Origin of the sequence: Mesorhizobium sp. C089B, from assembly GCF_030323125.1 — a bacterium.
GTDB lineage: Bacteria > Pseudomonadota > Alphaproteobacteria > Rhizobiales > Rhizobiaceae > Mesorhizobium.
Genome location: NZ_CP100469.1, coordinates 5655141 through 5676069 on the forward strand (window position 1 = coordinate 5655141; position 20929 = coordinate 5676069).

Consider the following 20929-nt stretch of genomic DNA (forward strand, 5'->3'; position numbering starts at 1 on the left):
GACGGCTATGTCGATGCTTGATCAGGGTGGTCACGCCGATCGAGCCGAGCCCCTGAAAGGGCCGGAACACCAGGTGCGGCGGGAGACCGGCAGGAGCAGATGGTGCAAATCCATTGCAATGAAAGGAGTATTCTTGCAAGCAACGGAGAAGGTAAGCCAGCCTCAATCCCTTGTGTTTGCTTGGTGTTATGCAAATTAGGCACCGATCCACATTGCCCCGGTAGTGTGCTGAGAGTTCTGCAAATTCGCTGAGAGGGGGCGGTCATGGCAGGCTGGTGATTGTTCACGTCACCTGATTTCCCGCGAAGGAACGCCACCATGACCAAGACTGAAGTTAAGACCGCCAGCGCTGCCGTCAAAGACATTCTGCTTTCGAACCCGGATGGATTGCACGAAGTGCTCCGTGCGGTGATGCAGGAGGTGCTTGAGGCCGAGATGGACGAGGCGCTGGGTGCCTCGAAGAGCGAGCGCACGCCCGAACGGCTTGGCTATCGCTCGGGCTATTACGGCCGTACCCTTGTGACGCGGGTCGGCAAGCTCGAGCTGCGGGTTCCGCAGGACCGGGCCGGGCGCTTCTCCACCGAGCTGTTCGAGCGCTACCAGCGTTCCGAGCGGGCCTTGGTGGCGACACTGGCCGAGATGTATGTCCAGGGCGTGTCGACCCGCAAGGTGAAGGCGATCACGGAAGAACTGTGCGGCCATGCCTTCTCGGCCTCGTCGATCTCGGCCATCAACAAGCGGCTGGACGAGAGCCTCGCTGCCTTTGCCAGGCGCCCCCTTCAAGAGCCGTTTCCTTACCTCATCCTCGATGCGCGCTACGAGAAGGTGCGTGAAGCCGGTGTTGTCATGAGCCAGGCGGTGCTGATCGCGGTCGGTATCGACTGGGACGGAAGGCGCCAGATCCTGGCCGTGGAGATGGCCAATCGCGAGAGCCGCTCGGCCTGGAGGGACTTCCTCGTCGGCCTCAAGGGCGTCGAGTTGGTTGTGTCCGACGATCACGCCGGCCTGGTGGCAGCGATCGGCGAGGTGATCCCCGAAGCCGCCTGGCAACGCTGCTACGTGCACTTCCTCAGGAACGCGCTCGATCATCTGCCGAGGAAGCACGGCGACGACTGCCTGCAGGAATTGCGCTGGCTCTACGACCGGCGCGATCTCGCAGAGGCCAGGGCTGATCTTGCCGCATGGCTTGCCAAATGGTCGGCACGCTATCCGCGCCTGACAGGCTGGGCCGAGGATGCCATCGAACAAACCCTGACCTTCTTCAGGCTGCCGAGACAGCACCACAAGCATCTCAAATCCACCAACATGCTGGAGCGGCTCAACGAGGAAATCCGCCGGCGCACCTATGTCGTGCGCATCTTCCCCAATACCGAAAGCTGCCTGCGCCTGGTCAGGGCGTTGGCCGTCGAGACCAATGAAAACTGGATGGAGGCCAACCGATACATCAACATGGACGACCTGCGCGAGCACAAGAAGCTCGCTCTGCGCCAAGCCGCATGACCAGCATCATGGCTGCCCCATTTTGCAGAACTTGACGCACACAACAATTGCCCCCGAGTCATGCGCGGTCGGTCGTGAGGTGCCTCCGGCTATCCACAGCACCCCCCGGCAAGGTGCCCAACGCCCATTAGAGGCGCATGGATCGGCTTGATCAGGGCGTTGGGCGCGGTCGTCATGAAGCCGTAAAGCTCGAAATCGCCGGCGCCGTCCTTGACCTTGCGCACCCCATGCCATGGCGTCCAGAGGCCAGCGAAGAAGAAAAGCGGCCGGTCCTCATTGAGCGCGAACCAATCCGCTGAATACCTGTCTCAGGGTCCTTATGCCGGGTGTTGGGCTGGGCTCCGAGAAACTCGTCACAGGCACCACACAGCGATGCTCAACCCCAACATACTGCTGCCAATGGCCGTATTGTGGGTTGCGGATATTGGTCGTGCCGTAGTCGGCCTTGCCCTTGACCCGTTCGAGCGGTGTCGGCATTCCCCAAAGCAGGTTGGCGACTTCACGTTGCCCGTCTGCCGCATTGCGGACCACCGGACCGGGCTGGTTGGGGGCTGGTTGGGGTAGATGTCGATGGACGGTTCAGGTTGCCTGAGATGGTCGCGCAGAGCCCTGGTGCACTGGCGTATGGCTTCTTGCGACGTGGTGATGTTGTGCAGATTGCACATCTAGGAAGGAGCAACCCCGTTCTTTTTGGCAAGCATGGAAAGGGCTTTTTCCTTGATATCTGCCGCGACCAAAGTCAGAGCTTCGTCGCGATCCTTGAAACTTGCGATCGATGTACCCTTGAGGGTCGCCTGAAAAGACCCGAAGAGCTCTTCCTGCCACAGGCAATTTCTCGCGATCACTGGAATAACAACCGTCGTGTTATTGGCCTCTCTCTCCATCGCGTGAGTTAGCTCAATCTGGTTGCAATAACGCGAGTTGATAAAGTCAACGCTTATCAGGAGGATGATAATGTCGGCGCTCTCTAGATTGCCCTTGATGGCGTCCGCCCATTTGTCGCCAGTCTCGATTTCGCCATCGTGCCAAGCCTCGACAAGACCAAGTCGGCTCAGCGGCGTAAGGTGCTTTAGAAGGTCAACCTTGATAGCCGCATCTGCATGCGAGTAGGAGATAAACGCCTTGAGAGGCTTGGGACTGGGGCTAGCCGCATTTTGGGGGAGGGACATAGTCCCACCGGGACCTCCTCTTATCAGTCCATTCTTCCTCAGGCGGTCCTTAGTTGTCGTGTAACGTTCTTCTATCCAACCCAGTTTATTGAAAAGGGCTGCGTTCTTAACGCTCACTTTTCCGCCCCCCGACAATTCTCTAACGGCGTCCATAAACCGGTCTTCTAGAGTTCCAACGCGCTTCCGCGATTTTGCCTTGCTTGCCATTTTATGGAGCCCCCGAATCTAGGTCGACACTTCCAGCGAAAGTCTTTTGCAGTCAAGTCGACGCTGGAAATTAAGCCGGGAAATCCTCTAATTGGGGAGCCGGCTTGTTGCCAGCAATAAACTCGAACGGTGCGTTGCGTGTTTGTGTTAGCTTGTCGGGTCGGAGGTCTAGCCAGCCTGAGTTAGAGCCTTCTCAAGCGGACACCTCAAGCTGCGCCTTGTCGCCACCCCATAGTCGTCCCCGACGCTGCGAGCCGTCCAAGGGTTGTCAGCTTTGGTGATGCTGACACGGGGCCTAGCCTACGCGCTTACCGTCATCTCAGCCCCTGTCGGTTATGTCCGCGGGCCAGGGCATCGATATTCCGTCGAATTGCTCTCCCAGGTCGCACCGCTCCTTGGCTCATATCGCATTCACCAAAGACTATCTCTGGAACGAGATTGACCGACCCGGGAACGCTCCAGGCCGATCCGAGCTAACCGGCCAATCCAAACAACTTCGAATTGCCTTAGCGGGTATTATTATAAAAATGCCCACGGTGCCCCGGTTACAGGCAGCCCGCGAACGGGGGCGAAAGGGTGGACGCCGTCCGAAACAAACCCAATCAGCGCTCCGAAATCACTCGACTCAGCTAAATGAAGGCTGTGCGGCATCTGAAGCAGCCCGTCTCTTCATAGGACCACCGTCGAGCGCATCGGCGCCGAGGTCAAATAGCCGTTGGCTGAATGTTCTTTCAGTTGGCCCGTCTGCAGCGACGCATGGACTAGGCCTATTACGAAGAAAAGCCGGTGGACGGTGGCCACAGCAGCTGTATGAACCGTGCTCGCCGGCGTGCCTTCGGACGTGGCAACCGCATCGGGTCGAGCCGATCTGGAAGGTGCTGCCGATCGCCCCGTCGAGCTACCACGACCATGTCGCCAAGCGCATCGATCCTTCCCGGCTGTCGGCTCGGGCGAAGCGGGATGAGGCCCTGGCCTTGAAGGATGAGGTCCGACGCGTGTTCGAGGCCAACTTCCGCGTCTACGGCGTTCGCAAGGTCTGGCGGGAGTTACAGCGTGAGGGCTCGACGTCGCCCGCTGCACGGTTGCCCCACTGATGAGGGCCATGGGTCTTGAGGGCATCCGCGGCAAGCCGATCCGCACCACGGTGAGCGACAAGACCGCACCTTGCCCTCTCGATCACGTTAATCGCCAGTTCCATGCCCCGGCGCCGAACATGCTGTGGGTCTCCGACTTGACCTGCGTCGCGACCTGGACGGGCTCCGTCTATGTCGCCTTTGTCATCGACACCTATGCGCGAAGGATCGTCGGCTGGCGGGTTAGCCGGACGGCGCATGCCAGCTTCGTTCTGGACGCTCTGGAACAGGCTCTCCATGATCGGCGGCCCGTGCAGGGGGGCAGGCTGATCCATCACAGCGATAGAGGCCGCCCAATACGACTCTATCAGATACACCGAGCGCCTGGCGGAGGCCGGCGTTGAGCCTTCGGTAGGCAGCGTCGGCGACAGCTACGACAATGCTCTCGCCGAAACGATCAACGGCCTTTACAAGGCCGAGGTGATCCATCGACGCGGACCATGGCGCAACTTCGAAGCCGTCGAGTTCGGTAGCTCGATTGGGCGATTGGTTCAACAATCGCCGGCTGCTGGAGGCCATCGGCAACATTCCGCCGGCCGAAGCCGAGGAACGCTACTACGCCATTCTGTATGACCCAGCCATGGCCGCGTGACTCAACGAAACGGCCTCCGGAAAACCCGGTGCGGTTCAGTTCTCGGAGGGACGACGTTGCCGCGCGGCGCTAAAGAGAGAGGAAGATTGATCTCGTTCCATATCATTTTCTTCACATATGATACGTAAACAGATCATCAAAGCATTGAAACTACTCGCTGGATGGGATACCTTTGCGTACCATCGCGCATTGGAATAGATCGTATAGGTGGTTATGGACTCTCAATCGGAAATTCTACGGGAAATCGGTGGGTTTTTCAGGCAGGCGAGGTTGGCCGCTGCGATGACGCAGGAGCAGGTCGCCGATTTGGCGGGTATATCCCGTCCCCGATATCGCGACATCGAAAAGGGAGCCGCAGCCGCGCGTGCGACGACGCTCATGAATATCGCTCGCGCGCTCGGTCTGGAAATGATGCTGGTTCCGCAAGCCATGGTGCCGGCTGTCCAGGCTCTATTGCGTCCGCATGATGATGACGATCGACCCGCCTTTGTTTCTCAACCTGACGATGACGATCATGGCTCCAGTCTTTCGCGCACCTAAGACGATCCCGTCACTGGACGTGCTCTTGAATGCAGTGAAGATCGGCACAATCGTCAGGACGCCGGGCGATTTCAATGCGTTCAACTTCGATGACGCCTACCGCGCGACGGGCGGCTTTCCGGTTCTCAGCCTGTCGTTCCGGGCAGCGACGGGAGGATTGCGGAAAGATCCGAAGCCTCTGGCAAGCGCCTTGCCCGCTTTCTTCGCGAACCTCCTGCCGGAGGAGAAATTGCGGGAGGCGATGGAAAGGCATCACGAAGGCAATGTACGGCCAGGCAATGATTTCGATCTTTTAGCGGCACTGGGCGCCGATCTGCCGGGAGCCGTACGGGCGTTGCCCAGTGACGGCGCGATAACGGTTTCGAAGGATGGCTCAAAGGATCACCCCAAGGCACGGTTCTCGCTTGCCGGCGTGCAGATGAAGCTGTCGGTCATGAAGAACATTGGAAAAGGCGGCGGCCTTACCTTGCCGATGGACGACGAGCAGGGCCGGTACATTGCCAAGTTCCCTTGGACGGCGTTTCCGGGCGTTTCCGAGAACGAATTCGCCAACCTGGCGCTGGCAGCAGCAATCGGCATGGAGGTTCCTGAATGCGAACTGGTCGAGAAGGCCGATTTTGAGGGCGTTCCCGAAGAATTCAATACGCTGTCGGAGGGCAAGGTCCTTCTCGTCAAACGCTTCGATCGCGGCGCCGGTGGCGAGAGGATACACATCGAGGATTTCGCTCAGGTCTTCGGTGTCTACCCCTCGCGCAAATATGAGGGGGCCGCTTATCACGACATAGCCTTGGCTCTTGGCGTGGCCGTCTCGCCTACGGCGGCTCTCGATTTCGTCCGCCGCCTGGCACTGAGCGTCATCACCGGCAATGGCGACATGCACCTGAAGAATTGGTCTTTGATGTATCCCGGAAACGGCGACAAGCCGGCGCTTGCACCAATCTACGACGTCCTGTCCACTGTGCCATATATTCCCGCCGACGCCATGGCGCTGTCGCTTGGAGGAGAGCGCTCGTTCAAGGCGCTAGCAGCACCGCGATGGAAAGCATTTGCGAACCGCGCAAGGCTTCCGGAGCCCGCAGTCCTAAAGGCAGTGGTCGAGACGGTCAAACTCGTCAACGAGTACTGGTGGCATCTGCCTGAGCGCGACGTTGTCGCAGCGATAGTGCTCGAGCGGATGGACGAACATGTGAAGGCGATGACGCCGATACTGAACTCCTGCGCCGATAAGTGAGCCGAGTCCCCTCGGGTTGCTGATATAGCGGAACTTTCGATCCGCGGCCCTATGGATGGCTGGATCGAAGGCATGCCAGCGTGGCGCAAGATTCCGCGGAGTGTCCACGATGACACGCGTGAGCAAGCACGTCAGCTCGCCGGAACAGACAGCATCCCGCAATTCACCCAACAGGATCGAGCTGCTGTTCGTCCACTTCAACATAACGACGCGGTTCAAACGAATTCGGTGACTGAGGATCGCGATCCGACGCTTTGTGTCGCCATTGTCGGGTCCGCTACACGGTCTGTTGCGACGATCCTTTCTTTGGCCTCAGGCTAAACCCCTGAAAAGCAACCATCAAATTATTCTTCGGTTCGATCAGCCAAACTGGCACGAGTCTTGAGATCCTTAGGTGCGAGGCGGCTACAGCTGCCCGACCGGCATTCATGTCGCGGCAGCCGCGATGAATGGAACGAAGGAAGGAAAGCTACATGTCAGGTTTGCGTCAGATCGCCTTTTACGGCAAGGGCGGCATCGGCAAGTCCACCACCTCCCAAAATACGCTCGCCGCCCTTGTCGACCTCGGGCAGAGAATCCTCATCGTCGGCTGCGACCCCAAAGCCGACTCCACCCGCCTGATCCTGAACGCGAAGGCGCAGGATACGGTGCTGCACCTCGCGGCAGAGGAAGGTTCGGTGGAAGACCTGGAACTCGCGGACGTGCTCAAGGTCGGGTACAAAGGCATCAAATGCGTGGAGTCGGGCGGGCCCGAGCCGGGTGTCGGCTGCGCCGGCCGCGGCGTGATCACCTCAATCAACTTCCTCGAGGAGAACGGCGCCTACGACGACGTCGACTATGTCTCCTACGACGTGCTCGGGGATGTGGTGTGTGGCGGTTTCGCGATGCCGATCCGCGAGAACAAGGCCCAGGAAATCTATATCGTCATGTCCGGCGAGATGATGGCGCTCTATGCCGCCAACAACATCGCCAAGGGTATCCTGAAATACGCCCATTCGGGCGGCGTGCGGCTCGGTGGCCTGATCTGCAACGAGCGCCAAACCGACCGCGAACTCGACCTCGCCGAGGCGCTTGCTTCCAGGCTCAATTCCAAACTTATCCACTTCGTGCCGCGCGACAACATCGTCCAGCACGCCGAGCTCAGGAAGATGTCTGTGATCCAGTATGCGCCGGACTCCAAGCAGGCCGGCGAATACAGGGCGCTGGCCGAGAAGATCCATGGGAATTCGGGCCAGGGCACCATCCCGACCCCGATCACCATGGAGGAGCTCGAGGACATGCTGCTCGACTTCGGCATCATGAAGACGGACGAGCAGATGCTTGCCGAGCTTCAGGTCAAGGAAGCGGCTAAGGCGGCCGCACAGTAGCGACCACTGCCGACATGAGGCGCCGCCTGACCTGGTGCGTCTTTCAAAGAACGGCGCCTCGTCGGTGAGGCGTCACCCTGAACCTTGAAAGGGGTCCCATGAGCCTGGAATACGAGAATGACGGTGGCCTCCATGCGAGGCTAATCGAGGAAGTGCTGTCGCAATATCCTGACAAGTCGGCGAAGCGCCGCAAAAAGCACCTCAGCGTCGCAAAAAGCGGCGACGAGGCTGGCGAGGAAAGCGAGGTCCTTTCCGAATGCGAGGTCAAATCGAACATCAAGTCCATCCCCGGCGTGATGACAATTCGCGGCTGCGCCTATGCCGGCTCGAAAGGCGTGGTGTGGGGTCCAGTCAAGGATATGGTCCATATCTCGCACGGCCCGGTAGGCTGCGGGCAATATTCCTGGTCTCAGCGCCGCAACTACTACATCGGCACGACCGGCATTGACACGTTCGTCACCATGCAGTTCACCTCCGATTTCCAGGAGAAGGACATTGTTTTCGGCGGCGACAAGAAGCTCGAACGGATCATCGACGAGATCGAGGAACTGTTTCCGCTGAACAAGGGCATGACTGTGCAATCCGAATGCCCGATTGGCCTGATTGGCGACGACACCGAAGCTGTGTCCCGCAACAAGGCCAAGGAGCACGAAAAGACAATCGTGCCGGTGCGCTGCGAGGGCTTCCGCGGCGTCTCGCAATCCCTCGGCCACCACATCGCCAACGACGCGATCCGCGACTGGGTGTTCGAGAAGAAGGACCTCGAGTTCGAGGCCGGCCCGTACGATGTCAATGTGGTCGGCGACTACAATATCGGCGGCGACGCCTGGGCTTCGCGCATCCTGCTCGAAGAGATGGGTCTGCGCGTGGTCGGCAACTGGTCGGGCGACGCTACCCTGGTCGAAATAGAGCGAGCGCCAAAGGCGAAACTCAATCTCATCCATTGCTACAGGTCGATGAACTACATCTGCCGGCACATGGAGGAAAAGTATGGCATCGCCTGGATGGAGTACAATTTCTTCGGCCCCTCCCAGACCGAAGCCTCTCTGCGCAAGATAGCCAAGCACTTCGGGCCGGAAATCGAGGCCAAGGCCGAGGCGGTCATAGCCAAATACCGGCCGCTGGTCGAGGCGGTCATAGCCAAGTACCGGCCGCGCCTCGAAGGCAGGACGGTGATGCTCTATGTCGGCGGGCTGCGCCCCCGTCACGTCGTCACGGCATATGAGGACCTGGGCATGGTGATCGTCGGCACTGGCTACGAATTTGGCCATAACGACGACTATCAGCGTACCGGCCACTACGTGAAGAAGGGCACTCTGATCTACGACGACGTGACTGGTTACGAGCTGGAGAAGTTCATCGAGGGGATCCGTCCTGATCTCGTTGGCTCCGGCATCAAAGAAAAATACCCGGTCCAGAAGATGGGCATACCGTTCCGTCAAATGCATTCCTGGGATTATTCCGGCCCGTATCACGGCTACGACGGGTTCGCCATCTTCGCGCGCGATATGGATCTGGCCATCAACAACCCGGTCTGGAACCTCTACGACGCCCCCTGGAAGAAAAAAGCCGAGCCGTCGGCGGCGATCGCAGCCGAATGAAACCCTGGCCTCCCGGAAGCCGGGAGGCCGCGAACGCCTGTGGCCGCTTGTCCGCGGGAGACCTGAAAACGTTTCGACGTCCCTGTGCCGCCGTATGGCGGGCCAGATGGAAAGAGGTAACCACCCATGCCGCAGTCGGCTGAAAAAGTTCTCGACCACGCGCCCCTGTTCCGCGAGCCGGAATACAGGCAGATGCTCGCCGAGAAGAGGCTGAATTTCGAATGTCCTCACCCGGACCAGATCGTTACCGACCAAGGCGAATTCACCAAGACGTGGGAATACCGCGAAAAGAACCTTGCTCGCCAAGCCCTGGTCGTGAACCCCGCCAAGGCCTGCCAGCCGCTCGGCGCGGTGTTCGCGGCCGCAGGCTTCGAGCGAACCATGTCCTTCGTCCATGGCAGCCAGGGCTGCGTGGCCTATTACCGCTCGCACCTGTCGCGCCATTTCAAGGAGCCTGCTTCGGCGGTTTCCTCCTCGATGACCGAGGACGCGGCAGTGTTCGGCGGCCTGAAGAACCTGGTCGATGGGCTCGCCAACACGTACCAACTCTACGACCCGAAGATGATCGCCGTCTCGACCACTTGTATGGCGGAGGTCATTGGCGACGATCTGCACAGCTTCATCGAGAACGCCAAGGACGAAGGCTCGGTCCCGCGCGACTTCGACGTGCCTTTCGCCCATACGCCGGCCTTCGTCGGCAGCCATGTCGACGGCTATGACGTTACGGTCAAGGGCATTTTGGAGCATTTCTGGAAAGGGGAGGAGCGAACGGAAGCCGAGGGCACCATCAACGTCATTCCGGGCTTCGACGGATTCTGTGTTGGCAACAACCGGGAACTCAAGCGCCTGCTCGACCTGATAGGCGTATCCTACACCTTCATCCAAGACGCCTCTGACCAGTTCGACACGCCGTCCGACGGCGAATACCGCATGTATGACGGCGGCACGAAGATCAAAGACGTGAGGAAGGCACTCAACGCCGAGGCGACGCTGTCGCTGCAGCATTACAACACCCGAAAAACACTGGAGTATTGCGAGGGGGTGGGGCAGGCGACGTCCTCGTTCCATTACCCGCTCGGAGTCCAGGCAACCGACGACTTCCTCGTGGAGGTCTCCGCGATTTCCGGCAAGCAAATCCCCGAGGCAATCCGCCTGGAGCGCGGCCGACTTGTCGACGCCATGGCCGACAGCCAATCCTGGCTGCACGGTAAGAAATACGCTATCTACGGCGATCCGGACTTTGTCTACGCCATGGCCCGCTTCATCATGGAGACGGGCGGCGAGCCGACCCATTGCCTCGCCACCAACGGCACGTCGACATGGGAAGCGGAGTTGAAGGAACTGCTTGCATCATCGCCCTTCGGCAAGGATGCTCAAGTCTGGGCGGGCAAGGACCTCTGGGCGATGCGCTCGCTGCTCTTCACCGAGCCGGTGGACCTGCTGATCGGCAACTCCTATGGCAAGTATCTGGAGCGCGACACCGGCACGCCGCTGATCCGGCTGACGTTTCCGATCTTCGATCGCCACCATCACCATCGGTTTGCGCTGATGGGCTACCAAGGCGGGTTGCGCGTGCTGACGACGATCCTCGACAAGATCTTCGACAAACTCGATCGCGAGACAAGCGAGACGGGCGTGACGGACTATTCGTATGACCTCACCCGCTAAGCGTGACGGTCGGCTTTGGCCGGTCGTCTTCCCGAGGGACTTTGGAGACCGACGCAATGTCCTTGCTCAGAGTCAAAATCCAGGATGTCTTCAACGAGCCTGGCTGCGAAAAGAACCGCGACAAGGATGCCAAGGCGCGCAAGGAGGGCTGTTCGAAGCCACTGACCCCCGGGGCGGCGGCCGGCGGCTGTGCCTTCGATGGCGCCAAGATCGTGCTGCAGCCGATCACCGACGTTGCGCATTTGATCCATGCGCCGCTCGCCTGCGAGGGCAATTCCTGGGACAACCGCGGTGCGGCTTCGTCCGGGCCAGCCCTGTGGCGCACAAGCTTCACGACCGACCTCACCGAACTCGATGTTGTGATGGGGCAGGGCGAGCGGAAGCTTTTCAAAGCGATCCTCGAGATCAAGGAAGCGTATGGGCCGCCGGCTATCTTCGTTTATCCGACCTGCGTGACGGCGCTGATCGGCGACGACATCGAGGCCGTCTGCAAGCGCGCGGCGGAAAAGTACGGCTTGGCCGTTGTACCGGTCAATGCGCCGGGCTTCGTCGGCTCCAAGAATCTCGGCAACAAGCTTGCCGGCGAGGCGTTGCTCGAGCATGTCATCGGCACGCTCGAGCCCGACGATGCCGGCCCTTACGACATCAACATTCTTGGCGAATTCAACCTCTCGGGCGAATTCTGGCTGGTGAAGCCGCTGCTGGATCGGCTCGGGATCCGGGTGCGCGCCTGCATTCCGGGTGACGCCCGTTACGTCGACATTGCCTGCGCGCACCGCGCCCGGGCGGCTATGGTGGTGTGCTCGACCGCGCTCATCAATCTCGCCCGCAAAATGGACGAGCGCTGGGACATCCCGTTTTTCGAGGGCTCCTTCTACGGCATCACCGATACCTCGGATGCACTCCGGAGCATAGCTGAGCTGCTCGTGAAGCAGGGTGCTGATCCGGAGATCCTCGGCCGCACCGAGCTATTGATTGCAGAGGAAGAGGCGATCGCCTGGAAGAAGCTAGCGGCCTACCGGCCGAGGCTCGAAGGCAAGCGCGTGCTGCTCAACACCGGCGGCGTGAAGTCCTGGTCGGTCGTCCATGCGCTGATGGAGATCGGGATCGAGATCGTCGGCACCTCTGTCAAGAAGTCGACCGTCGAATACAAGGAGCGGATCAAGCAGATACTCAAGGACGACAACCATATATTCGAGCAGATGGCAGCGCGCGACCTTTACGCCATGCTCTCCGAACACAAGGCCGATATCCTGATATCAGGCGGGCGCACGCAATTCGTCGCTCTGAAGGCCAAGACACCCTGGCTCGACATCAACCAGGAGCGCCAACACCCTTACGCCGGCTATGACGGCATGGTGGAACTCGTACGCCAGATCGACCTGGCCATTCAAAACCCCATCTGGTGCCAGGTACGGGAGCCGGCACCATGGGATTGCCAGCCTGCGGTGGGGGAGGAACGGCCGTGCACGAAAAGCGAGACCGTGACCTTGCATGCTGTCCAGGAATTCTCCGGCACCACGGCCGCTGATTTCGGCGAGTGTTGAGGAAGCCAATGGTCCGCATCCTTCCCCAGTCCAAAGCGGCGGCGGTCAATCCGCTGAAGTCATCCCAGCCGCTCGGCGCCGCCCTCGCCTTTCTTGGCGTCGACGGCGCGATGCCATTGTTCCACGGCAGCCAGGGGTGCACCAGCTTCGCGCTCGTGCTCTTCGTGCGACATTTCAAGGAAGCCATTCCCTTGCAGACAACCGCGATGGACGAGGTGGCTACGATCCTCGGGGGGGCAGACCATCTGGAAGAGGCGATCCTCAACCTCAAGGCCCGCACAAAGCCAACGCTGATCGGGGTTTGCACGACCGCGCTGGTGGAAACCCGGGGCGAAGACTGCGCAGGGGATGTCGCCAATATCAGGCTGAAGCGCATGGAAGAACTCGCGGGTACGGAGGTGGTGCTAGCCAACACACCGGATTTCGATGGTGCGATCGAAGAGGGCTGGGCCAAAGCTGTCACCGCGATGATCGAAGGGATTACACGGCCCGGCGAGCAAGCGCGGCAATCGAAGAAGATCGTGATCCTGCCTGGCTGGAACCTCACTGTGGCTGACATCGAGCATTTGCGTGAGATGGTTGAGAGCTTTGGACTGAAGCCGGTGATTTTGCCGGACGTCTCCAGCTCGCTCGACGGTACGGTGCCCGACCGTTGGGTCACGACCACCTATGGCGGCACCAGCGTCGAGGATATCCGCGAGCTAGGCACGGCCGAGCGATGCATTGTCATCGGTGAGCATATGCGCCGCCCGGCCGAGGTGCTGCAGAGGTTGACCGGGGTTTCTTACGTGCTGTTCCGATCGTTGACTGGATTGAGGGACGCCGACCGGTTCGTGTCGCTGTTGTCCGCAGTTTCGGGCGAGGCGGCGCCGGCTGGGGTGCGCCGTCGGCGGGCGCAGTTGCAGGACGCTTTGCTCGACGGACATTTCCACTTTGGAGGCAAGAAAATTGCGATCGCTGCTGAACCAGACCAACTCTACCAACTCGCGAGCTTCTTCATCGGCATGGGCTCCGAGATCGCGGCGGCGGTCACAACGGCCGCTATGTCGAAAATTCTGGAGGAAGTGCCGGCGCAGTCGGTTCAAATCGGCGATCTCGGCGATTTGGAAGCGCTTGGCGCCGGCGCTGATCTTCTCGTTACTCATTCCCACGGCCGCCAGGCGGCGCAGCGCCTCGGCATTCCGCTCATGCGGGTCGGCTTCCCGATCTTCGACCGGCTCGGGGCCCAGCACAAGCTCACAATCCTCTACCAGGGGACCCGCAACCTGATCTTCGAGGTTGCCAACATTTTCGAAGCCAACGGGCGAGCGCCGACGCCTGAGGCGCTTGATCCACTCCGTAAGCGAGAAATGCCAGATGAGCTCCGTCCGTCGCCTCTCGCTCGTCACTGACGAGGTTCACGCACCGACGCCGGAACGCCAGGCGGGCGCATTGCGCGTGGCGATCGCCACGCAGGACATGAAGAACCTCAACGCCCATTTCGGATCGGCCAGGCGCTTTGCTGTCTACGACGTGATGCGCGAGGAGTGGAATCTCGTGGAAGCCGTGGCCTTCGATGATATTTCCGACGAGATCGGGAAGCACCGAACTGAGGGCGACGACCACATCACCTCGAAGGTGGAGGCGCTAAAGGGCTGTCATCTCCTGTTTTGTCTGGCGATCGGCGGACCTTCGGCAGCCAAACTTGTTTCCGCAAAGATCCATCCGATCAAACTGCCGCAGCCCCAAACCATCCAAGAGGTGCTGTTGCGCACGCAGATGATGCTCAGGACGTGTCCTCCCCCTTGGCTGCGCAAGGTGCTGGCGCAGGCAGGTGTCGCTGAACAGAAACCCTCCTTCGAGGACGAAAGCTGAAATGAGGAGTGGGCGAAATGTTTGAAGCCGCTGTTAGCGCTGCCACCACCGAGGATGAGGCGGCCCTTGCCACCCCGTTCGTCAAATGCCTCGTGCGGCTGATCCGTGCCAATGATTCCCACGGGTCATGGGAAGGCAAATCGGACGCCGAGCTGCTGGGCGACTACATCATCACCAGAGAACAGCGCCGTGCAATTCCAATCATCGGCGATCCCGATCCGGACGTGCTGTGGAGGCTCGACAAGTTCTACACCGCCGTCGGGCTTGCGATTGAGGAACGCTCCGGCCTGATGGCATCCCCGATCATGGAGATGAGCCATGAGGGCTTCGGGCGCGTGCTTTTCACGGCCGGGCGGTTGGTCGTTCTGTCGAAAACCCTGCGCGACGTCCATCGGTTCGGCTTCGAGACGTTCTGGAAACTCGCCGCGGCCGGTACCCAACTGGCCGGGGATGCCACCGCAGCCATTGAGGCTTATCCCGAGGTGGCGCGGGCGTGATGGAACCGATTTTCGATCGAGGGGATCATGTCACGCCTTGAGGACATGCGAGCCCTCTCAATCTAGGCGGCCGAGGCGGATGTGGTTCTTGGGGTAGCGCTGATGAAGCCAGTGGTACTGATCTGTTCGCAAGATGCGGAGTTGTATCTGTTCCTCAGCCACATTCTGGGGGTGGACGGCTTCACGAGTGAGCCGGCAGGCGGCGTGAAGGAAGCACTTGCATTGGCCGATCAACGGGAGCTCCAGGCGGTAGTGCTGGACTGCGGGCCAGCAAGCGCGGCAGGCTCCACAATCTGCGCCCGGTTCAAGGGGGAGCCCCGGACCGGCCGCCTGCCCGTCATTGCGTTGATCGCGCCCGGCGCCGAGAACCAGCACCTCGATCTCTTGAAGGCAGGTGTTGACGAGAGCTTTGTGCGGCCCTTCGCGCCGACCAAGCTGCTTGACTGTCTACGCACGAAGCTGGCGCTGCCACAGCCGGGTTCAAACGGGATAAAAAGCGGCAGTTGGCTCTGTTGCGGCAGCCTTGAGATGAAGCTCGATGCTCACCGGGTGCGAGGTAATGGCCACGATATCCATCTCGGACCTCTCGAATTCAACCTGCTGCGGCAATTTCTTGAGGCTCCCGGCAAGGTCTTCAGCCGAGACGAGCTGATCGACGCGGCCTGGCCGGACAATATCCATGTCGGTGAACGCACTGTCGACGTCCATATCAGCCGGATCAGAAAGGCGCTGAAGGCGGCCTCGCCAGGTAGCGTCATTCATACTGTCAGGTCTGCGGGCTACTCGCTCGAGAAGCTGGACGACTGAATCGCGAACGGACGGTGTGCCGCTCTCCATCTTCGTTGGAAGGCAAGTCTTGCGGTTCGAAACGCGCTACGGGCGCGACATCTCAGGGGGAAGCAGTCAGATGGCCTTCAAGAAAATACTCAGTGTGACGGGAGCTGACCATTCCGATCAGGACGTCGCAATAGCTGCTCGCTTGTGCGCCGAGGTCGGCGCGTATCTTTCCGTACTAATTATATCGCCTCCGCCGCTCCTGGTGTCGCCTCCGGTTATTGGGTCCCCTCCGCCGTTGCGCGGTGGCATCCCCGAGTGGTCTAGACATCGCGCACACCACATTACCGCACGAGAACAATTTTCACAGGACATGGCCAACCTAGAAAAGACATCGAGGGAAATTCACAAAGTGCTGAGAGCCACGTGGCGCTGCTATGATGTCGACACCGAACACTGCGACAAGGCTGGCGTCGGTGACGCGGTGCGACAGCGGGCGCTCTGCACCGACCTGACAATCGTCGGCCCCGCACTTCTCAATGACACTAGTTTGGGACCCTTGTTATCAACGGCAGCTTGTTCGATACGGGAAAGCCGGTGCTTGTCGTACCGGAGGGCGCTGAGGCGACTCTGTCTCCGCGGCGCGTCCTGGTCGGCTGGGATTCGCGAGTCGAGGCGTCCCGTTCGGTTCGGGAAGCGCTGGATCTGCTATCCGGTGCTGAGGAAGTTCGTGTCGCCGTCGTCGATCCGGAGGCGACCTGCACCGGAAACGGCGCCGAGCCGGGAGCCGACATCGCTGCCTACCTCACTCGGCACGGTGCTCGGGTTTGGGTCGACCGGCTGGCGAGCCGCGGCAAACCGGTGGCCAAGGTGCTAGCGCAGCACGCAATCGACACGTCTGCCGACGTGATCGTCATGGGCGCTTATGGCAGCCGCTGGTTGCGCGAGCGGCTCTCCGGTAGCGTGATAAGATGGATAGTTGGCACGCCTTTGCCGCTGTTTTTGGCCCGCTGACGGGTTCTGAAGTAGCACCGATGCTGTTCAAAGCTCTACTCCGCTGGCCACCTACCCTGATACCAAGTCGGAGGAAGGTCGCCGCAAACGAGCAGGTTTCGCGAAGCTCATGAGCAACTTGGAAGCGCCGTCGCGAAGCACATTCCCCGGACGCCTCTAACGCGCTCGGTGTCTGCTCGCCGAGACAACCCGTAACGCGCAGACAAACGGCCGGGCAGAAGCCCAGACGTCCTCAATGCGCAAAACACCAATACTCGAGCCGGCGTCAGGTCGAGAAAGAGAGTCGTTTCAGCGCGGCAGGCCGCGTTCGGACCGTAGCCTCGTCGTATTAGCGTTATCACGATTTCCCTCACCACCGGCCGGGAACTGAACACGGCGACGACCGTGCAGCGGCCAAGGCACCGACCTTCGAGTCCGACGATCGGGCTCTTGCCGGCCCTCGGGGCGAACGGTGGCATCAATCACGTGTCATCGCCTGGGACGGTAGCCGGGTCAGCGGCGAGGGCGGCCGCATCTTCGGCGTTTTCAGTCTGCCCGGCCCACCGCGTGGCGACCGAGCGGCCTTGAGGCCGGTCAATTCCGACAACGCTCACATTCGCACCAGGTGGTCCCTGTAGGGCCTGCGCACAGGGACACAGAACAACAAAAGTAGGATCCGGGAGAGTTCACCGGCCCGGCACAGGCCGGCACTCATCCTGGCCCTCTTCGCCACGATCATCATCTGGCGATGACGGTACTCGCGATCCGCAGCCGGACATAACCGGCGTCGTCGTGAAGAACTCCTGCGTCGCCACCAGGAATTCAAGCGCAAAGCGGAAGAGGTAGGGCAGAGGCGATGCTCGGATGGAGCCTGCAATCGCAATGGCGTTCTGCTACCACCTGAGCGACCGAGATGGCAAGAAGCTCAAGCAAGGCTTGAGGCCGACGATGATGACCAGCCTGGCGGTAGCCAACGCAGTCACGATGTCCATCTGTTCGTCCCTATGTGTCGAGACGTCCGTGGCCACGCTTCTGTGCCGACGGGAAGCGGGTGATGCGTGTCCAAGACCTGACAGTGGCGGAAAAGATGTCGCGTTCAATACAACCGGCTATTTTGGGCGCCACAAGTTTTTCAAAGTATAATCACGCGTTTGCCGCACGCTGAACGCGTTGGCACGGCCTTTGCGAATTGAGATTCAGCAAACACTGAGTAGTGAAGGCTGACTGCACGCAGATGCGCAAGACGAGCGACGCTCTCCCTTCCTTGAATCCTCGTCCCCGTCTCAAAGGGAAACAAGCTTGCGCATGAGGTCACGCAACCTTTGGCTACAGCTTTGGAGGGCAAGACGATGTTGCGGATGGGTCACCGGCTCCTTCGATCAAAGTGGAGGACTGGCTGCGTGGCGAGCCCCTTGCGGACTTCCAGCCCGGCAAAGTCTACGAATTTTGGGCAACTTGGTGCGAACTATGTGCGGCGGAGATGCTCGAGCTGATGCAGCTACAGGAGAAATACAAGGACAGCGGACTTGAGGTCGTCGGGATCGCGGCTGATGAAGACGCTCCAACGGCCGTCGAGGCCCGGACCAAGTTGGACGCGTGGTTGGCCGAAAAGTGCCCGGATCTGAATCATCGGATTGCGTTCGACTTAACAGGCGAAATGAAAAAGCTTTGGAGGGAACCCAGCTTTTGCGTCGAGATTCCGACCTCGTTCGTAGTCGACCGAGACAGCTGTATCGCCTTTATCGGTCATCCGAGCCAACTCGGTGAGGTTTTGCCGAAAGTGCTCAACGGCAGCTGGCGTACCAGCAACAAAGCGAAAGCGGCCGATCAGGAGCGGATCGCCACAAGCGAACCCCTGGCGCGCGAACAAGCGTTGAAGAAGCCGATCGATGACAGGTTCTGGGCGGCGGTCGAAGCCTATCCCGACGTGGCGCCGGCCTGATGAAACCGATTTCGAGGAAGGATCTATGTCAAAGCTGGGATGAGATGGGGAAGAAAGTCCGAAAGCTTCAGCTGCGCGCGGCAGTTGCCAAGATGAGATTGCGCGGCCTTGCAGAGGATCTCCCGAGAAAATGGAGGGAGATAGAGGAAGTTGCTGAGGAAACGTCCACCGTTTTTGCCGAGTTGCATGGTGCCAGGAGAGAGCTCGCTGCAATGAAGAAGTTACGATGACGAGCACATTCACCACCCGCGACGGCTCCGGATGGATGCCGGAATATCTCACCGCTATCGATGGCACGACCTGCATCGGTTGCGGCCGCTGTTTCAAGGTCTGCTCGCGCGAGGTCATGCATCTTTACGGCGTCGATGACGCAGGTGAAATCCTCGGCGCCTGCGACGGCGAAGACGACGACTTCGATGGCGAGCTCAATCGCATGATCATGGTTGTCGACCATGCCGGCCGCTGCATTGGCTGCGGAGCCTGCGGCCGCGTCTGCCCGAAGAACTGCCAGACCCATATTGCGGCCGACTAGGTCGCAGCATGATCTGAGAAGACAAAACCAGGAGAATGGCGTTGTCCTTAAAAATCTTTTGTCGCGTCCTGGGGCTGGTGCTGTGCGGCACCGCACTGACTGTCTACTTCGCTTCTCATTCCGTCGGCACAGTAGTTGTCACGACGCTGACTTGTTCGCTGCTCCTTCAGCTGGCGTATTTCGCAAGCGTGCTCTTTCTGATCTGGCAGTCTGGCTGCGTTAGCCGAGCTGGCGAAAGGCCTGAGCATTTTGACAGCAAGGAAGTCGGATCCGAGCCGCCAGATCTTTATGAGGTGACGGATGAATCCGCAGATTTGCTCCAGCGCGATCAAATGCTTGCCATATCGCTGCTGCTGCCTTGAGGCGACATGACAAAGTAAGCGCTCAAGCTGCAAAATACTTTGGACCAACAATATATATTGAAAATATACACATGGATACTGCGCTCGAGAAGTTGATGGCGACCCCAATCCGTTCATTTTAGTTAAACAAGGAAATGCAGTTCTTGAATGCCATACACATTAGGGTAGTCTCTCCCACGCCGGCGTGCGGTTGCAACTCTCAATGACGAACCAAGCGCTGGAAATCATAATGAGACTCTTCTGGCGAAAATGCAGAGAGTCAAATCAAAGACGCCTCCAGAATGAATCGTGAATGGCTCGTTCAGCTCCATCGTTGCCGGAGAGAAAATGCTGGAAAAGTTCCAATCCGCTCACATTTGGACCCACGCCCATCGAGAAGCTCGACCGCCTCTCCAAGCATCTGGGGGGCAATGGAAATCTACGCCAAACGCGAGAACTGCAACTCCGGTCTGGCGTTCGGCGGAAACAAGCTCCGCAAGCTCGAATACATCATCCCCGACGCGATCGCGTCAAATGCTGATACGCTTGTCTCCATCGGCGGCGTGCAGTCCAACCACACGCGGATGGTCGCCGCGGTTCGCCGCCAAGATCGGCATGAAATGTCTCCTGGTTCAGGAGAGCTGGGTACCACATGAGGATGCCGTCTACGACCGGATCGGCAACATCCTCTTGAGCCGCATAATGGGAGCAGAAGTGCACTTGGTCGACGAGGGCTTCGATGTCGGCATCCGCCGCAGTTGGGAACAGGCGCTCGATGAAGTCAAATCAAGGGGCGGCAGGCCCTACGCGATACCGGCCGGGGCCTCAGTTCACAAATATGGCGGCTCGGTTATGTGGGGTTCGCGGAGGAAGTGCGAGCCCAGGAAAAACAGCTTGGGTTTGCCTTCGACTACATCGTCGTTTGCACGGTCACAGGCTCGACGCATGCTGGCATGCTCGTTGGCTTTGCCAAGGACCGTCGACAGCGCAATGTGGTCGGTATCGATGCCTCCGCCACCCCCGCCCAAACCAAGGGGCAGGTGCTAAGTATTGCCCGGGATACTGCGAAGCTCGTCAAGTTTGGCATGGAAATCGTCGAGGATGACGTGGTGCTCCTCGAGGGGTACGCGTCTCCCGGTTACGGCCTTCCGTCCGAGGCAACGAAGCAGGCCATCCGCCTGTGTGCACGGCTCGAGGGTATAATTGCCGATCCCGTCTACGAGGGCAAATCAATGCAAGCGATGATCGGCCTCGTCCAGAAAAGCTTCTTTCCAGAGGGATCGAAGGTGCTCTAGCGCATCTCGGCGGCGGGCCGGCCATCAACGGGTACAGCTACACCTTCCGCAACGGCTGACGCTCGACAGATTGCGATTTCGCCCTCCTGCCGTGCCGGCGAAGCGCCCAAAATTGGTGCGAGGGTCCGCCCAGCAAACCTGATGGA

16 protein-coding genes and 3 pseudogenes are annotated in these 20929 nt (G+C 59.8%); 18 read left to right on the plus strand and 1 reads right to left on the minus strand.

Annotation, left to right across the window (positions count from 1 at the left end):
* Nucleotides 1-318: 318 nt before the first annotated feature.
* Nucleotides 319-1500 carry an IS256 family transposase gene (locus NLY44_RS27755; protein ID WP_286456084.1) on the plus strand — a complete coding sequence of 394 codons (1182 nt, stop codon included), beginning with the start codon at nucleotides 319-321 and terminating at the stop codon, nucleotides 1498-1500.
* Between the two features lie 665 nt (nucleotides 1501-2165).
* Here the strand turns inward: NLY44_RS27755 and NLY44_RS27760 are convergent.
* On the minus strand, nucleotides 2166-2876 hold the full coding sequence (locus tag NLY44_RS27760; protein WP_023727169.1) for a toll/interleukin-1 receptor domain-containing protein: 711 nt from the start codon (nucleotides 2874-2876) through the stop codon (nucleotides 2166-2168).
* 857 nt (nucleotides 2877-3733) lie between these two features.
* On the opposite strand from NLY44_RS27760, the pseudogene NLY44_RS27765 reads away from it, so the two are divergent.
* The 17 genes and pseudogenes from NLY44_RS27765 to NLY44_RS27845 all read left to right on the plus strand — a co-directional run.
* Nucleotides 3734-4601, plus strand: a pseudogene (locus NLY44_RS27765) (IS3 family transposase); the annotation flags it as partial.
* 213 nt (nucleotides 4602-4814) lie between these two features.
* A complete protein-coding gene (locus NLY44_RS27770) occupies nucleotides 4815-5141 on the plus strand; it encodes a helix-turn-helix domain-containing protein (RefSeq protein WP_023690557.1) in 327 nt (108 codons plus the stop codon).
* The gene (locus NLY44_RS27775) at nucleotides 5116-6372 is read left to right on the plus strand and encodes a type II toxin-antitoxin system HipA family toxin (RefSeq protein WP_031239752.1); all 1257 of its coding nucleotides are present in this window, start codon (nucleotides 5116-5118) and stop codon (nucleotides 6370-6372) included. Before NLY44_RS27770 ends, NLY44_RS27775 begins: the two co-directional genes overlap by 26 nt.
* A gap of 473 nt (nucleotides 6373-6845) precedes the next feature.
* Nucleotides 6846-7739 carry a nitrogenase iron protein gene (nifH, locus tag NLY44_RS27780; RefSeq protein ID WP_023706403.1) on the plus strand — a complete coding sequence of 298 codons (894 nt, stop codon included), beginning with the start codon at nucleotides 6846-6848 and terminating at the stop codon, nucleotides 7737-7739.
* Between the two features lie 98 nt (nucleotides 7740-7837).
* Nucleotides 7838-9340, plus strand: coding sequence for a nitrogenase molybdenum-iron protein alpha chain (nifD, locus tag NLY44_RS27785; RefSeq protein ID WP_023708855.1), 1503 nt, complete (start codon nucleotides 7838-7840; stop codon nucleotides 9338-9340).
* A gap of 126 nt (nucleotides 9341-9466) precedes the next feature.
* Nucleotides 9467-11008: a nitrogenase molybdenum-iron protein subunit beta gene (gene nifK / locus NLY44_RS27790; RefSeq protein ID WP_023806771.1), complete on the plus strand. Its 1542-nt coding sequence runs from the start codon at nucleotides 9467-9469 to the stop codon at nucleotides 11006-11008.
* A 56-nt stretch (nucleotides 11009-11064) separates the two neighbouring features.
* Nucleotides 11065-12555 carry a nitrogenase iron-molybdenum cofactor biosynthesis protein NifE gene (gene nifE, locus NLY44_RS27795; protein WP_023806772.1) on the plus strand — a complete coding sequence of 497 codons (1491 nt, stop codon included), beginning with the start codon at nucleotides 11065-11067 and terminating at the stop codon, nucleotides 12553-12555.
* Nucleotides 12556-12563: 8 nt separating this feature from the next.
* Nucleotides 12564-13946, plus strand: a complete 1383-nt coding sequence (nifN, locus tag NLY44_RS27800) for a nitrogenase iron-molybdenum cofactor biosynthesis protein NifN (RefSeq protein ID WP_023806773.1) — start codon at nucleotides 12564-12566, stop codon at nucleotides 13944-13946.
* Entirely contained in the window at nucleotides 13912-14409 is a 498-nt protein-coding gene (gene nifX, locus NLY44_RS27805; RefSeq protein ID WP_023806774.1) for a nitrogen fixation protein NifX, read from the plus strand. The genes nifN and nifX overlap by 35 nt, the downstream gene beginning before the upstream one ends.
* A gap of 17 nt (nucleotides 14410-14426) precedes the next feature.
* On the plus strand, nucleotides 14427-14906 hold the full coding sequence (locus NLY44_RS27810) for a NifX-associated nitrogen fixation protein (protein ID WP_023806775.1): 480 nt from the start codon (nucleotides 14427-14429) through the stop codon (nucleotides 14904-14906).
* 102 nt (nucleotides 14907-15008) lie between these two features.
* Nucleotides 15009-15713: a winged helix-turn-helix transcriptional regulator gene (locus NLY44_RS27815; RefSeq protein ID WP_023806776.1), complete on the plus strand. Its 705-nt coding sequence runs from the start codon at nucleotides 15009-15011 to the stop codon at nucleotides 15711-15713.
* A 564-nt stretch (nucleotides 15714-16277) separates the two neighbouring features.
* A complete protein-coding gene (locus NLY44_RS27820) occupies nucleotides 16278-16694 on the plus strand; it encodes a universal stress protein (protein ID WP_286456085.1) in 417 nt (138 codons plus the stop codon).
* Between the two features lie 1357 nt (nucleotides 16695-18051).
* A pseudogene (locus NLY44_RS27825) lies at nucleotides 18052-18588 on the plus strand (TlpA disulfide reductase family protein); the annotation flags it as partial.
* A gap of 26 nt (nucleotides 18589-18614) precedes the next feature.
* Complete coding sequence (locus NLY44_RS27830) at nucleotides 18615-18845, plus strand: CCE_0567 family metalloprotein (RefSeq protein WP_050588950.1); 231 nt, start codon at nucleotides 18615-18617, stop codon at nucleotides 18843-18845.
* Nucleotides 18842-19147 carry a ferredoxin III, nif-specific gene (gene fdxB, locus NLY44_RS27835; protein ID WP_023806782.1) on the plus strand — a complete coding sequence of 102 codons (306 nt, stop codon included), beginning with the start codon at nucleotides 18842-18844 and terminating at the stop codon, nucleotides 19145-19147. The genes NLY44_RS27830 and fdxB overlap by 4 nt, the downstream gene beginning before the upstream one ends.
* Nucleotides 19148-19182: 35 nt before the next feature.
* Nucleotides 19183-19509 carry an exopolysaccharide production repressor protein gene (locus NLY44_RS27840; protein WP_084013083.1) on the plus strand — a complete coding sequence of 109 codons (327 nt, stop codon included), beginning with the start codon at nucleotides 19183-19185 and terminating at the stop codon, nucleotides 19507-19509.
* A gap of 292 nt (nucleotides 19510-19801) precedes the next feature.
* A pseudogene (locus NLY44_RS27845) lies at nucleotides 19802-20842 on the plus strand (1-aminocyclopropane-1-carboxylate deaminase).
* Nucleotides 20843-20929: the final 87 nt, after the last annotated feature.

Bases quoted from the DNA above. Each gene is read 5' to 3' on its own strand.
- NLY44_RS27755 (WP_286456084.1), top strand. From the start codon at position 319: ATGACCAAGACTGAAGTTAAGACCGCCAGCGCTGCCGTCAAAGACATT.
- NLY44_RS27760 (WP_023727169.1), bottom strand. From the start codon at position 2,876: ATGGCAAGCAAGGCAAAATCGCGGAAGCGCGTTGGAACTCTAGAAGAC.
- NLY44_RS27770 (WP_023690557.1), top strand. From the start codon at position 4,815: ATGGACTCTCAATCGGAAATTCTACGGGAAATCGGTGGGTTTTTCAGG.
- NLY44_RS27775 (WP_031239752.1), top strand. From the start codon at position 5,116: ATGGCTCCAGTCTTTCGCGCACCTAAGACGATCCCGTCACTGGACGTG.
- nifH (WP_023706403.1), top strand. From the start codon at position 6,846: ATGTCAGGTTTGCGTCAGATCGCCTTTTACGGCAAGGGCGGCATCGGC.
- nifD (WP_023708855.1), top strand. From the start codon at position 7,838: ATGAGCCTGGAATACGAGAATGACGGTGGCCTCCATGCGAGGCTAATC.
- nifK (WP_023806771.1), top strand. From the start codon at position 9,467: ATGCCGCAGTCGGCTGAAAAAGTTCTCGACCACGCGCCCCTGTTCCGC.
- nifE (WP_023806772.1), top strand. From the start codon at position 11,065: ATGTCCTTGCTCAGAGTCAAAATCCAGGATGTCTTCAACGAGCCTGGC.
- nifN (WP_023806773.1), top strand. From the start codon at position 12,564: ATGGTCCGCATCCTTCCCCAGTCCAAAGCGGCGGCGGTCAATCCGCTG.
- nifX (WP_023806774.1), top strand. From the start codon at position 13,912: ATGAGCTCCGTCCGTCGCCTCTCGCTCGTCACTGACGAGGTTCACGCA.
- NLY44_RS27810 (WP_023806775.1), top strand. From the start codon at position 14,427: ATGTTTGAAGCCGCTGTTAGCGCTGCCACCACCGAGGATGAGGCGGCC.
- NLY44_RS27815 (WP_023806776.1), top strand. From the start codon at position 15,009: ATGAAGCCAGTGGTACTGATCTGTTCGCAAGATGCGGAGTTGTATCTG.
- NLY44_RS27830 (WP_050588950.1), top strand. From the start codon at position 18,615: ATGAAACCGATTTCGAGGAAGGATCTATGTCAAAGCTGGGATGAGATG.
- fdxB (WP_023806782.1), top strand. From the start codon at position 18,842: ATGACGAGCACATTCACCACCCGCGACGGCTCCGGATGGATGCCGGAA.
- NLY44_RS27840 (WP_084013083.1), top strand. From the start codon at position 19,183: ATGGCGTTGTCCTTAAAAATCTTTTGTCGCGTCCTGGGGCTGGTGCTG.